The following is a 13626-nucleotide window of genomic DNA, read 5'->3' on the forward strand; positions in this document are numbered from 1 at the left end:
CCGGAGTCGAGGTTGAGTGGTGGTGGGTTACTCGGAGACCAGCGAAGCCAGCTCCTCAGTTGCTGTCGTCTTCTGCTCCTCGGTCAGGCCGATGTACAGAGCGGCTTCGGCAATTTCAGCTTCGTTCTCGACGTAGAAGTCGACGTACGACCGAACCTGCTCCTTGTCGGCATACGACTCGTTCGCTACGTAGATGAAAAGCTCGCGGCCGAGGGGTGTGTATGTGCCGTCCTGAACGGTCTCAGCGGTCGGGGCAACGCATCCAGCACCGCCATCGATTTCCAGTGCCTTCACCGAGTCGGGATTCTCCTCGACATAGGACAGGCCGAAGAAGCCCATAGCGCCTTCGTCGCCGGAGACGCCCTGGATGGTGATGTTGTCGTCTTCTGACGGGCTGTAGTCAGCGCGAATCGCGCCTTCCTCGCCGTTGATGGCATCCGTGAAGTAGTCGAAGGTTCCTGAATCGGTGCCTGCACCGAACAGGCCGAGAGGAATGTCAGGGAATGACGGGTCGACTTGGTTCCAGTTTGTGATCTCGCCCTCTGACTCAGGGCCCCAGATTGTTGCGAGCTGCTCCACCGTCAGGCAGTCGACCCAATCGTTCTCCGGGTTGACGACGACGGAGAGACCGTCGTTGGCGATGACGATCTCGGTGTACTCGATACCGGCGGCCTCACATTCGGCGATTTCCTCTTCCTTGATCTCGCGCGATGCGTTTGAAATGTCGGTTTCTCCCGCGCAGAACTTCTTGAATCCACCGCCTGTGCCGGAGGTGGCCACGGTGACATTGATGTCGGGCTCGACATCCCGGAAGAGGTCAGCGGCAGCCTCGCTGAGCGGAGCGACAGTCGACGAGCCGTCAACTGTGACCGAGCCGGAGAGGCCTCCTGCCTCGGCATTGGCGTTATCTGCACCTGAGCTTTGCCCGCCACAGGCGGTGAGCAGGAGTGCGGCAACGCTGAGGCTTGCCGCCAATCCCAGAATTCGGATGGATTTCTTCGACACTGTGTGGCCCTTCAAGTTCGCGAATCGCTTCGCGTCGGTTGAATGTGATGACGGAACCGTCTTAACCGATAGAAGGCTGTCTATATGAACAGCACCTTAACGATACGCAACGAATCGCTTTCGATAGAAGAACGTCTATGCGTCAATGTTGATGACGGCAGAGTGATGAATGCGCCGGCGGGCACCTGTTGGTGGAGGGCTGGACACACAGGCAGCCGCGCCGAGTAGCCAAACTGCCCCGCCCCCTCGGGTACGGTGGCCTTTCCGTTCAGTGTTCCGTTGAGGGCTCCCGCTTGCGGGATAAGAAGCCCCCCTCTTTGACTTGGGAACATGCAGACATAAACAGCTCGTATAAGTCGATGAATAGAATGAACTGATGCCTGAGCCCGACTCGCCCGATCTGACCTATGGGTCAGCAGCCTGGCTCGATGAAATCGAAAGCTTCGCCACTGACACGGCAGTTTTCGCAGCTCGCTCCACCCCATACACGGGTGCTGAGCTCAAGCGCGCTTTGACGCAAATCATCAACTGGTCGATCGATCTTTATCTGCCGGTCCATCCTGATGACCTTCTAACGGAGATCAGGATCTCGTCGTTCATCGCCAATGGTCTTCCCGGCTATACGGACGCGAGCCGCTCGAACCAGCGGGCACAACTTCGTGCCATACGGACCGCGTTAGATCGCCCCCGAACTGCCGAACCGCTCTCATCAGCGGACCCCTCCGCCCCGTACGTAAAGTCAGACATCCGTCGGTTGCAATCGTGGGCCGCTGCTCAGGCAACCGAGGAGTTACGACGCGATGCGCGAAGCGTCCTCAGCCTTGGCATCGGGGCCGGGCTAGCAGCCGGTGAGATAGCCGATCTACGTGGCAATGCGATCCGGATTGACGCCCAAGGTGTGCAAGTCGTTGTCGAGAATAAACGACCGAGGACGGTGCAGATCCGGCGCGAGTGGGAAGAGCCGCTAATCGATCATGCGAGATTCGCAGCAGCTGACCACTATTTCATCCGGCCAGAACGAACGACGAGTTCACGCAACTTCCTGAACGGCCTGATAGAAAAAAGTCTCGGACCCGACTTCCGTCCGCAAAGTCAGCGCATGCGAGCGACCTGGATCGTCGAGCATCTAACGCTTGGGACGCCGATGGGTGTATTGATGGAAGCGGCAGGGGTTCAGTCGCTGGAAGCGTTTACGCGGTTTATGCAGTTTGTTCCTGCGGTACCGGGACGCAACGCCCGCGCGCTGCTCCGAACTTAGAACGCCACGATCGGCGCCTCACCCGGAACCACACGTATACCGATTCCGCGGACAGACGGTCTCGGCATCGCGTTCGATCGTCGGGCTTCTCTAGCGCTCGACAATCAACGGGGCAGGAGGGCGTCGGCTCCCCCGCCGACAGGCGGCGCCTTCGCGTTGGCGTGTCCGAATGGAAACTCAGCCAGCCATCTTCGGATGGACTCAAACCGTTGGGACCAGAAGAAGAGGTCGAAGAGCTGCAATGTCGTCTCTCCCCGCAATTGTCGCGACAATCTGTCATGGACGACTCCTCCTCTTGTCCGAGGATCCTTCGAATAGGCGTAGACCGATGTACCGCTATCTCGGATTGCTCGGTTGAGTCGGTGCGCAAACTCGTGCTGGAACTGAGCCGCCTGATATCGAGCGTCCCCTTCTTTGACATCTACCGCCGGGCGGAGCCATTGCGCTCCTTTTCCGAACCGCTTCGGTTCGTCAAACAGATCGCGCGGCTGATAGGTGGAGCGTTTAGAGGCTTGAGACACGTCGCTACCATAGCGAGATTCGACAAGACTTCTCAGCGGAACCAATAAGTTGTGGCAGATACTCAGTATTTTGTCGGTAAACCGTTGCAATTGGCCTGTGTGACCGCACCACATGCTGATTCGTCGGAATAGCCGCTATGTGAATATCAACTACGACACCGCACTCGATCCCGCGACGCGGGCCCGCTTCCGATCAGCCGCGCTTGGCCGGGAAAAGTGGTTCTCCGAGAGCTTCTTCCAGACGGACGATGGTCACCAAGTCGGGCCAGGACTCGCCGGCGGCAACGCTACTCAACACCTCATGATGGACACCGCTCAGCCTGCTGATCTCGCGGTAGCTGCGACCGCCCATCGCTTCCACGACGTTCCTCGCAAAAAGGCGAGCAGCCTCCGCCACCGGGTCGTCGCTAGCGACATACGGCCACGAGACACACAGCTGCGCTGGGGACGGACGGCCGGGACGCGGGGACATGGCTCAAGCCTAGTAAGCCTTGTCGGCCGCTTCGACGGCCCGATGTCAGAGGCGGATGGTGCACTGGTTGTCGATACTTATCGACACTGCACTGAGGAGTCGCTCGCCCAGATGGAAAATTACAAGCCGCGTATGAAGAACAAGTACTGGCGCGAAGTAGGACCATTCGTCCGCGACAGCGTGGCGGTTGCGGCGCCGTCGACGGCCTACACGGCTCACCGTCTGCTTACACCTGTCGCCACGTACACTCTGTGGGCTTGGCGTGACGCAGGCTTGCCGCTCGAAGCAGACGTACTCTTCCAGCGCGAAACCATCGAGCACTTCATCAGATCCGCGTCCGGCACGCTGAGCGAGGGGACACTGCGCAACTACCGGTCGATGCTTCTCCGGGTTTCCGATGTCCTCGTACCGGAATGCAGCCCGCTCGCCATGAAACCGCTCAACGACCGCGCGAGCATCGCCCCTTACTCGGAGAAAGAGCTCGCGCGACTCCGAAACTGGGCCATGGGTCAAAGTACAGAGACCAGACGACGCAAGGCGGCGATGATGCTTTCCCTGTGTGGAGGAGCAGGTCTCAAAGCGGTTGAGGTGGCCGAATTGCGGAGGGAACACGTCTCGATCGATGCCGACGGCATCCTGGTTCAAGTTGAGTCCGGTAACGTGCGGGTGATCCCGCTTCTCGCCGAGTGGGAAAGTTGGTTGGTCCGAGGTCTAGGCGACACTGCGGCAGGCCATCTCGTCTTCGGTGCACCGACTCGCAAACACTCAAGGAACGTGCTGAGCGCGTTCGTCGACAAAGCAGACGGGGTGGAGCACCCGCGTAGCGACCGACTTCGTGCGACCTGGATCTTGACCCACCTCACGGCCGGTACCCCGATGAAGGGGCTCATGAAAGCGGCGGGAGTTTCGAAGTTCGAGAACCTCAGCCGTTACCTCCAGTACATCCCCGAGCTGGACACCGCTGACTACCGCCGTCGTCTCCGAATCGAGGCAACGCGATGAGCGCTCAGCACGTCGACGCTGGCAAAGCCGAGGCTTGGATGCTTGAAGCCTTTGGCATGTCACTGGACGAGTACAAGGACAACCAGTACGGCAGATTTCCGCTTGCGTACATCACGACCGCGAAACGGATCGTCGAGCGCTCCGGGGTCGGCCCGGTGCTTGAAGAGTGGTTCGCTGAAGAACGCAAGGGCGTGGCTGGCCGAAAGGCTGACATCAGCATGCAGGCAGTCCTCATCGTCCTTCTCATGCACGTGCTTGATGGCCGCGGCGTCGTGTTCACCAAGATGGCGGAGACTCTTGCCAACCGCCTTGAACCGGGCGACTTTGCCCTCATCGGCATCAAAGCTTCCGAAGGATCTGAGAAGGAATGGTTCCACCGTTTATGGAGGAGCGCCCAGAAGCTGATCAAATTGGTCGACTCTCGACCGGCCCCGCGCCACAAGAAACTCAAAAAGAATCAGTTCGCAAAACTTCTCGCGGCACTTGACCAGCCCATGTGCGATCTCAAGGAAACACGCATGCGATGGATGTGCAACCAGTTGGTCGAAGGCTCCGTCAGTCTCATGCCAAGAGAGGTGATGCGTCGCTACAAGGGCAACCTGGCGATCGACGCAACGCGTGTTGACATCCTCGGTAAGGCCGGCAATCCCGGAAAGGGCAAGGACCACAAGAAGAGGCGAAGCATCGATGTTTTCGCAGGTTACTGGCGCCGTGGCGGTAGCCACGGTGGCACAGGCCGCCGAACCGAAATCTGGTCGTATGAACTCGAGCTTGGCGTTTGGGTTCGCAACACACCGGACGGCCCTGATGAGTTCCCTCTCGTCGCCTCAGCCGTTGGTTTCCATCAGCCGGGCAAAGTCAGGGGTGAGGGGCTCCTACTCTTGAATTCCATCCGCGACCGTGGCCATGCGATCGGGACCCTCATGTCGGACCGCGCGTACGTTCCCAGCGCGCGCCCCGAAGAACTCCAGGCTCCGGCCCGAGCTATGGGTTGGATCTTTGTCGCTGACTACAAAAAGACTCAGCTCGGGCTGCAAGCATGGCACGAAGACGCCATTTTGGTTGACGGCACTTGGTACGTGAAGTACATGCCACAAACCCTCATCAACGCAACAGCGGACTCCCGCAACGGTCGGATCGATAAGAAAACGCGAAATGGCCGTCTCGAGGCGCGCATTCCATACATGCTCAAGCCAAAGGGCCGCCCCGACCCCGAAGGTTACCAGCGGTTCTCCTACCCTCCCGTGGGCTCCTACTCCGCCGTCGAGCCCGTTAGCCAGAAGCACCTACGCGCCCCGAAAACCCCGAGCAGCCTCACGATTCCACCGAGCGCAGGCATGAAGTACCGTCAGCACCTGCAATACAACAGCAAGCCGTGGAAGAAGTGGTACGCGCTGCGAAACACGGTGGAATCATTCAACAAGTCTTTGAAGGACTCGAACGCCGAAGGCCTCGCGGATCCCGGGAAGCGACCTGGCCGCGGATACACATTCGCGTTCCTCGCGAGCACTCTGGCCGTCGTCTCAGCCAACGTTCGGAAGATCGCAACCTTCATTCGGTCCGTCGTCGACCCCGTCCCGAGCAAGGCCCGCACCCGCGCGCCGCGCCGCGTCGATGTCATGAAGCGCTTCTTCTCCGAGGAGCACAGTCCCGCCATCCCGGCACCGCCGCAGTAACTCCTCCGCGCCACTCCCTTTCGCAAGACCAACCCGCTTACCGGACGCCCCGTCGCGCCCGATAAGCGGGTTTTCGCGTTAAGAACAGACCAAACCGGAACAGTCGGCGCAAGTCGGGTGCCCTAATAGCAAACAAAGAAGGCCGAACTGCTCATTTAGATCAGCTCGGCCTTTCGCCGGTCAATTTCGCGAACCCGAAACCGGATTCATCACGAACTACCCTCTGTGCGCGAGGGGGGACTTGAACCCCCACGTCCTTTCGAACACTGGCACCTGAAGCCAGCGCGTCTGCCAATTCCGCCACTCGCGCAGTGTCGTGACACGTGCGTGTCAACTCAGCGAGATTAGCATGGCCCCCGTCGAATCGCCATTCGAGGGTCGATCTCACTGCTCCCCCCGCACCTCGGTCTCGAGCTGGACCGCCCGCGGTCGCGTGAAGGCGCGATCGGCACTCAATCGCCGCCGAAATACCGGCAAACCTCACTCCCAGCCCCGCCTACTAACATGTCCATAGCCATTTGACACGATCGGGAGACCTGTGGGCATTCTGGACAACTTCGAGAAGGGTCTCGAGCGCGCCGTAAATGGGGCGTTCGCCAAGACCTTCCGTTCGGGGCTGCAGCCGGTCGAAATCACGTCGGCGCTCAAGCGCGAACTCGACACCAAGTCGGCCGTCATGAGCCGTGACCGGATCCTCGCTCCCAACCAGTTCGTCGTTCGAATGTCGCCTGGCGACCACGAGCGAATGACCGCGATCGGTCCAGCTCTCATCGACGAGCTGACGAGCCTCGTGCAGAAGCACGCGTCGCACCAGGGTTACACATTCGCCGGCGGCATCGACATCCGCCTCAAGAGCGACGGAAGTCTCTCTGACGGGATGCTCCAACTCGATTCGGTCAATGTGAAGGGTCAGGTCTCCTGGACTCCGGTCCTCGACATCGGCGGCAAGCGGCACCCGATCACCAAGGGCCGGACCGTGATCGGCCGCGGAAGCGATGCGGACATCACGATCGATGACCCGGGTACAAGCCGGAAACACGTCGAAATTCTCTGGGACGGAGAACGCGCCCAGGCACGCGATCTGGGCTCGACCAACGGTTCGACGCTCGATGGATCCCCGTTCAACCAGGTCGCCCTGTCACCGGATTCAGTCGTGCAGATCGGTCGCACCCGTATTGTGTTCCGAGTGCTTGCCCAATCTTCTGCCCCGGCGTCACCCGATACCTATGACGACTCCACCCGCGCTTACGGCGCTGAGGGCGGATTCTGGGGGCCCGCGTCGTGAGTGAGCTGACTCTCCTGGTGCTCCGCATCGGGTTCCTCCTACTGCTGTGGCTGTTTGTCTTCGCGATCGTCTACGCCCTTCGCTCCGACATCTTCGGCCCGGGTACCCGCAAACCTCAGCCGGCACAGGCGGGCCAGCAAGCGACGCCCGCCCCGCGGCCGGCGCCCGCTCCGCCCGTCCCACCGAGAAGCGCGGCACCGCCGCCCGTCACACCGTCGGGGCGCAAGCACGAAAAAGCGACGATCCACAACGTCTCACGGCTTGTCATCACCGCGGGTCCCAAGGAAGGTCTCGAGGTCTCCCTCGGCCGCGATCCGCTCACGATCGGACGCGCACCCGATTCGGGACTTGTCATTCGCGACGACTACACATCCACACACCACGCCAAACTGCTTCTCTGGAACGAGAACTGGATGATCCAGGACCTCGACTCCACCAACGGCACCTTCCTCGGAGGCAAGCGGATCAGTTCACCGACGCAGATCACACTCGGTACCCCGATCAAGGTCGGCGCGACCAGTTTCGAACTGCGGCGGTAGACGGTGACAAAGGCAGGCGACTCTGCGGCCATCTCCCATGTCGGGAAGGTTCGCTCGAACAATCAGGACTCCGGTTACGCCGGAACCCACCTGTTCGTCGTCGCCGACGGCATGGGCGGCCACGCCGGTGGTGACGTCGCAAGTGCCATCGCGCTCAAGCGCATCATGCAGGCCGATTCGGATTTCACGAGCGCGCAGGATGCTGAGGCTGCCCTGCAGACCGCGATCAGTGCGGCGAACTCGGAACTTGCCGAGGTGGTATTCGAACATCCCGAACTCGGCGGCATGGGAACGACGGTGGATGCCATCGTTGCGGTGGGCGACGAGGTCGCGATTGCGCACATCGGCGACTCGCGCATCTATCTGCTTCGCGATGGTGAACTGAGCCAGATCACCACCGACCACACCTTCGTGCAGCGTCTCGTCGATTCGGGACGCATCACCGAGGAAGAGGCGATGGTCCACCCTCGTCGCTCGGTCCTCATGCGCGTGCTCGGCGACGTCGACTCAAACCCTGAGATCGACACGATGGTGATGCGTACCCACCCGGGTGACCGCTGGCTGCTCTGTTCAGATGGGTTGTCGGGTGTCGTCGACAAGGATGCGATCCAGGGCACGCTCGCTCTCGAACTGCCCGCGCGTCAGGTCGGGGAACGACTCATCCGCAAGGCACTCGACGGCGGCGCTCCCGACAACGTGACGGTCGTGATCTTCGATGTCGGCGCCGAGCGGTCACCGAGCGCGCAGACTCCCGTCATCGTCGGGTCGGCGTCTCGCCCGCTCGCCTTCCAGAACGATGTGCCCAAACGGACGGGCCTGCTCCCGTCCCTGCGCCTGCACTCCGGCCGCGGCACGTCATCTGGCCCCAGCCACTTCGAACCGGCGTCGGACGACTACCTCGACGAATTGATCGAAGAGGATGCCCGCCGCGCGAAACGCCGCCGCCTCACCTGGCTGGTCGGCTCGATCGCCCTCGTGCTCGCCATCGCACTCGCCTTGCTGCTCGGATACACCTGGACACAAACGCGCTACTTCGTCGGTGCCGACGAGGACACCGTCGTTATTTTCCAGGGCATCCAGCAGGACGTCGGGCCATTCAGTCTCTCCACCGAACACAATGACACCGGGATTCCGATCTCCATGCTGTCGACCTATGATCGCCAGCAGGTCGAGCAGACCATCTCCGCCTCCTCCCTCGAGGAAGCGGAAGAGATCGTTTCCCGGCTCCGGACGACCACGTCGAAGGACGACGAGGAATGACGAACAATTCGAGAACACGAGCGACCGGCGCCGTCGGTGGCCGCGTCGCTGAGCGCCCGGCGGAAGAGTTCAAGGCGGACACCGCGGTCCTGCGCACCATGCGCAAGCTGCGGTTGCCGCTGAAGCTTCGCAACCGCGAACTCGCCCTCCTGATCTTCGCCTGCGCCATCAACTCGGTCTCGATCCTGCTCGTCCAGCTCGGCGCGACCGGCGCGATCGACCTCGACCTCGTCTACCTCGGCGCCGGCCTGTCGGCCCTCGTACTCGGGCTCCACGTGTGCCTGCGCTACGTTGCACCCCAGGCCGACCCGCTGCTGTTACCGATCGCCACCGTGCTCAACGGCCTCGGCGTTGCGATGATCTATCGGATCGACCTCGCCGAGGGCGTCAGCGGCTGGGCTGCCGCATCCACCCGCCAGATCACCTGGAGTGCGATCGCCATTCTTGCGGCGATCGTCATCATCATCGTGGTCAAGAATCACCGGGTGCTGTTCCGTTACACCTACCTCTTCGGTGCGTTTGCGTTCCTCCTCCTTCTCCTGCCACTGGTTCCTGGCATCGGCCGAGAAGTGAGTGGTGCGCGGGTCTGGATCGGGATCGGTAACTTCGTCAGCTTCCAGCCGGGTGAGATCGCCAAGATCGCCCTCGCCGTCTTCTTCGCCGGCTACCTCGTGCGCACGCGCGACAGCCTCTCTATGGTCGGCAAGAAGTTCCTGTGGATGCAGTTCCCGCGGCTCCGCGACCTCGGCCCGATCATCGTGGTCTGGGCGCTGTCGATGGCGATCATCGTCTTCCAGCACGACATGGGAACAGCACTCCTGTTCTTCGGCCTGTTCACCGTCATGCTCTACGTCTCGACCGGGCGGCTCAGCTGGATCCTCATCGGCGTCGGCATGTTCGGCGTCGGCGCGTTCTTCGCCGCGCAGACCCTCACCTACGTCGAGGGCCGGTTCCGGAATTGGCTCGACGCCTTCAGCCCCACCGTTTATGACGCAACCGGTGGCAGCTATCAACTCGTTCAGGGCATCTTCGGACTCGCTCACGGCGGCCTCATCGGCACCGGCCTCGGCCAGGGCCGCCCCGAGCTCACTCCGTTGTCGCAGAGCGACTACATTATGGCGAGCCTCGGAGAAGAGCTCGGTCTCGCCGGCATCTTCGCCATTCTCGGCCTCTACCTGCTCTTCGTCTCCCGTGGGATCCGCATCGGATTCCGTGGTCAGGACGACTTCGGCAAGCTGCTCGCCGTGGGTCTCGCGTTCACCATCGCACTCCAGGTCTTCATCATGGTCGGCGGCGTCACCCGCGTCATCCCGCTCACCGGTCTCACCACTCCGTTCCTCGCCGCGGGTGGTTCATCACTCGTCGCCAACTGGATCATCGTCGCCCTCCTTCTGCGCGTGAGTGACAGCATCCGGACCGGACCTGCTCAGGAGGTCAGTTCATGAATCGCGAATTGAAACGCGTGAGTGTGCTCGTGCTCGCCATGTTCATCGCCCTGTTCGGTTCGACGACGATCATTCAGGCGGTCCAGGCGGATGCTCTCCGCCTCGATTCGAGGAACACGCGCGCCCTCTACGACAGCTACGACACAGAACGCGGGCCCATCCTCGCCGGCGGAACAGTGATCGCTCAGTCCGTGCGCACCGGCGACCGCTTCGTGTTCCAGCGACAGTACCCGGAAGGGGAGCTGTACGCCCCTGTCACCGGCTTCTTCAACCCCACGCAGGGATCAGCCGGTATCGAGCAGTACATGAACGACTACCTCTCTGGTACGTCGAACACGCAATTCCTCGACAGCATCAACCGCATCGTCGCCGGCCAGGCGCCGAAGGGTGCTGCCGTCGAGGTCACAATCGACCCGGTCGTGCAGAAGGCGGCTTTCGACGCCCTCGGCGACCGGCAGGGTGCCGTCGTCGCGATTGAGCCGTCGACGGGCCGCATCCTCGCGATGGCATCGACCCCGACGTACGATCCGAACACCCTCGCCTCACACGATTCCCAAAGCGTCATCTCGGCCTATGCCGCACTTGACGACGACCCGCTCACCCCGCTGATCAACCGGGCCACGAGCGGAAACATGAATCCTCCTGGGTCGTCGTTCAAGGTGGTCGTCGCCGCCGCTGCGCTCGACAGCGGCAAGTACACGCCCGAGTCGACGTTCGCCAACCCCGCGAGTCTCACGCTCCCGAACAGCAGTGCCGTTGTGTACAACTGGACCCGCACGACGTGTGGACCAGGCGAAACGGTCACGCTCGCTGAAGCCATTCGCCAGAGCTGCAACATCCCGTTCGCCGAACTGGGGATGGAACTCGGCGACGACGCGTTGCGCGAGGCTGCCGAGAAGTTCGGGTTCAACAACGGTTTCGAGTTGCCGACTCCCACCGGGACGAGCGTGTACCCGAGAGGCCTCGACGACGCACAGACCGGCCTGACGGCTTTCGGCCAGTACGAAGTCCGGGCGACGCCGCTGCAGATGGCGCTCGTGTCTGCCGGAATCGCCAACAAAGGAACCGTGATGGCCCCGACACTGGTCGACCGTGTCACAGGACGGAACCTCGAGGAGCTCAAGAGTTTCGAACCGCAGGTGCTCAACGAGGCCGTGAGCGAGGATGCCGCGGCCGGGGTGACGACGATGATGGTCAACGGCGTCGAGGTCGGGCAATCGAACGGTGCAAGAATAGAGGGGGTCGACGTGGCGGGAAAGACCGGTACAGCGCAGAACGGTGAGGACGAACCATATTCACTCTGGTTCACCGGATTCGCCCCAGCAAACAATCCCGAAGTCGCAGTCGCGGTTGTCGTTGAAAACGACGGAAACCTGGGCCGTCACAGCTCAGGAAACATCGTTGCCGCGCCAATTGCCAAGAAAGTCATAGAGGCGGTGCTGAACAAATGAGACCCACAGCAGGGGTCACCTTCGGGGGACGCTACGAACTGGAGTCCCGGATTGCCATCGGCGGCATGGGCGAGGTGTGGAACGCGACGGATCTTGTGATCGGTCGGACGGTCGCTATCAAGATCCTCAAGGATGAGTATCTCGGCGATCCCAACTTCCTCGAGCGATTCCGGTCCGAGGCACGGCACGCCGCTCTCGTCAATCACGAAGGTATCGCCAACGTCTACGACTACGGCGAGGAGGACGGAAGCGCGTTCCTCGTCATGGAACTCGTCCCGGGCGAAGCGCTGTCAACGATGCTCGAGCGCGAGCACGTGTTGTCCACCGACAAGGTACTCGACATCACCGCGCAGACGGCCCTTGCACTCCAGGCGGCGCACGCCGCAGGCCTCGTGCACCGTGACATCAAACCGGGAAACCTCCTCATCACTCCCGATGGGCGCGTCAAGATCACGGACTTCGGCATCGCCCGCATCGCGGACCAGGTCCCATTGACGGCCACTGGACAGGTCATGGGGACCGTGCAGTACCTGTCTCCTGAGCAAGCGTCAGGTCACGCCGCGTCACCGACCACCGACATCTACTCGCTTGGCATCGTCGCGTACGAGTGCCTCGCAGGGAAACGTCCATTCACCGGCGAGTCGCAGGTCGCGATCGCCATGGCACAGATCAACGAGGCACCCCCGGCGCTCCCCGTCACTGTCTCCGAACCGGTGCGGAACCTCGTTCTCTCGATGATCGCCAAAAACCCGGCCGACCGCCCGGCATCCGCAGCGCACGTCAGCCGCGCCGCGCAGGCCTTACGTCGCGGCGACACTGCCGCTGCGGCCGCAGCCGTTCCTGCCATCGCTGATGGCAGCGCCCTCACCGGCGCAACAAAGGTCATGAGTTCCGGCTCAGACGCGACGACACAGCTCATCGGTGCCGCGGAAGTTCCCACGACGACCGCCGAAGTCCCGATTGAGGAAGAACAGAAGAAGAAACGAAGCCGGTGGACGTGGCCGCTGATCGCCCTGATCACGATCCTCGCCATTATTCTCACTGGAACCGTCATCGCCCTCATCAACCAGGACGACACGAACAATCCACCCGCGACATCCGCCACTCCGACGCCGACGACACCCACCCCGGAACCGACGACGCCGACGCCAACGCCGACACCGACGAGTGAGCTCATCGCCGTCAGTGCCGCCGACTTCATCGGTGACACCTACGACGACGCAGCAGCGAAGCTCAAGGAGCTCGGTCTCGCGTCGGAACGCGCCGAGGGCAACACGGCGACGTCGCCAGACCAGGTCGGCATCGTCTACGCGATCAACCCCGAAGGCAACCTGCAGCGCGGCCAGCTCGTCACCGTCACCGTCTATGCCCCGATGGCTGAGATTCCGACACCGACGGCGCCTCCGACCATCACGGGTGACGGATGCGACGGCGACAGTGTCAACTGTGCCGCGGGTTCGACCGTGACCGTCAGCTGGCCTGCCTTCACCCAGTGCCCTGCCGGTATGACTCTCGGTGGTTACCGCGTCACCGCCACGGGAGGAACGCCGACGGCTCCCGGCGGCGCTGTCTCCACCAACTCGGCTCAGGTCGTGCTCGGGGACACCCCCGGATCCTTCAGCGTGACGTACCTCGCCTTCTGCGGAGACGCAGAATCGGGCCAATCACCTGCAGCGACCACCCAGATCCGCGCCACCGAGGAATGAGAATTT

General features: G+C 62.0%; 11 protein-coding genes and 1 tRNA gene. 9 read left to right on the forward strand and 3 right to left on the reverse strand.

Annotated features, from left to right (window positions below; genetic code table 11):
* Positions 1–27: 27 nt before the first annotated feature.
* The gene (locus D9V29_RS10180) at positions 28–1005 is read right to left on the reverse strand and encodes a PstS family phosphate ABC transporter substrate-binding protein (RefSeq protein WP_220699946.1); all 978 of its coding nucleotides are present in this window, start codon (positions 1003–1005) and stop codon (positions 28–30) included.
* 376 nt (positions 1006–1381) lie between these two features.
* Between D9V29_RS10180 and D9V29_RS10185 the strand changes: the two genes are divergently transcribed.
* On the forward strand, positions 1382–2263 hold the full coding sequence (locus D9V29_RS10185) for a site-specific integrase (protein ID WP_121673222.1): 882 nt from the start codon (positions 1382–1384) through the stop codon (positions 2261–2263).
* Positions 2264–2977: 714 nt separating this feature from the next.
* Here the strand turns inward: D9V29_RS10185 and D9V29_RS14785 are convergent.
* Complete coding sequence (locus D9V29_RS14785; RefSeq protein ID WP_147436261.1) at positions 2978–3256, reverse strand: helix-turn-helix domain-containing protein; 279 nt, start codon at positions 3254–3256, stop codon at positions 2978–2980.
* Positions 3257–3388: 132 nt separating this feature from the next.
* On the opposite strand from D9V29_RS14785, the gene D9V29_RS10195 reads away from it, so the two are divergent.
* Together D9V29_RS10195 and D9V29_RS10200 are read left to right on the forward strand one after the other, a co-directional pair.
* On the forward strand, positions 3389–4258 hold the full coding sequence (locus tag D9V29_RS10195) for a site-specific integrase (RefSeq protein WP_183084978.1): 870 nt from the start codon (positions 3389–3391) through the stop codon (positions 4256–4258).
* Positions 4255–5934 (forward strand): hypothetical protein, encoded by a 1680-nt coding sequence (locus D9V29_RS10200; RefSeq protein ID WP_121673225.1) that lies wholly within the window; start codon positions 4255–4257, stop codon positions 5932–5934. The genes D9V29_RS10195 and D9V29_RS10200 overlap by 4 nt, the downstream gene beginning before the upstream one ends.
* 226 nt (positions 5935–6160) lie before the next feature.
* Here D9V29_RS10200 and D9V29_RS10205 read toward each other — a convergent pair.
* Positions 6161–6244, reverse strand: a tRNA-Leu gene (locus D9V29_RS10205).
* 228 nt (positions 6245–6472) lie between these two features.
* Between D9V29_RS10205 and D9V29_RS10210 the strand changes: the two genes are divergently transcribed.
* From D9V29_RS10210 to D9V29_RS10235, 6 genes are all read left to right on the forward strand, one after another.
* Positions 6473–7219, forward strand: a complete 747-nt coding sequence (locus D9V29_RS10210; RefSeq protein ID WP_121673226.1) for an FHA domain-containing protein — start codon at positions 6473–6475, stop codon at positions 7217–7219.
* Complete coding sequence (locus tag D9V29_RS10215; protein ID WP_121673227.1) at positions 7216–7758, forward strand: FHA domain-containing protein FhaB/FipA; 543 nt, start codon at positions 7216–7218, stop codon at positions 7756–7758. Before D9V29_RS10210 ends, D9V29_RS10215 begins: the two co-directional genes overlap by 4 nt.
* Positions 7759–7761: 3 nt before the next feature.
* Positions 7762–9018, forward strand: a complete 1257-nt coding sequence (locus tag D9V29_RS10220) for a Stp1/IreP family PP2C-type Ser/Thr phosphatase (protein WP_121673228.1) — start codon at positions 7762–7764, stop codon at positions 9016–9018.
* 98 nt (positions 9019–9116) lie between these two features.
* Positions 9117–10463: an FtsW/RodA/SpoVE family cell cycle protein gene (locus tag D9V29_RS10225; protein ID WP_121673259.1), complete on the forward strand. Its 1347-nt coding sequence runs from the start codon at positions 9117–9119 to the stop codon at positions 10461–10463.
* Positions 10460–11914 (forward strand): peptidoglycan D,D-transpeptidase FtsI family protein, encoded by a 1455-nt coding sequence (locus D9V29_RS10230; RefSeq protein WP_121673229.1) that lies wholly within the window; start codon positions 10460–10462, stop codon positions 11912–11914. Before D9V29_RS10225 ends, D9V29_RS10230 begins: the two co-directional genes overlap by 4 nt.
* Positions 11911–13620 carry a protein kinase domain-containing protein gene (locus D9V29_RS10235; protein ID WP_121673230.1) on the forward strand — a complete coding sequence of 570 codons (1710 nt, stop codon included), beginning with the start codon at positions 11911–11913 and terminating at the stop codon, positions 13618–13620. Before D9V29_RS10230 ends, D9V29_RS10235 begins: the two co-directional genes overlap by 4 nt.
* The last annotated feature ends 6 nt before the right edge of the window (positions 13621–13626 follow it).

Source organism: Mycetocola manganoxydans, assembly GCF_003667545.1.
Classification (GTDB): Bacteria; Actinomycetota; Actinomycetes; order Actinomycetales; family Microbacteriaceae; genus Mycetocola_A; species Mycetocola_A manganoxydans.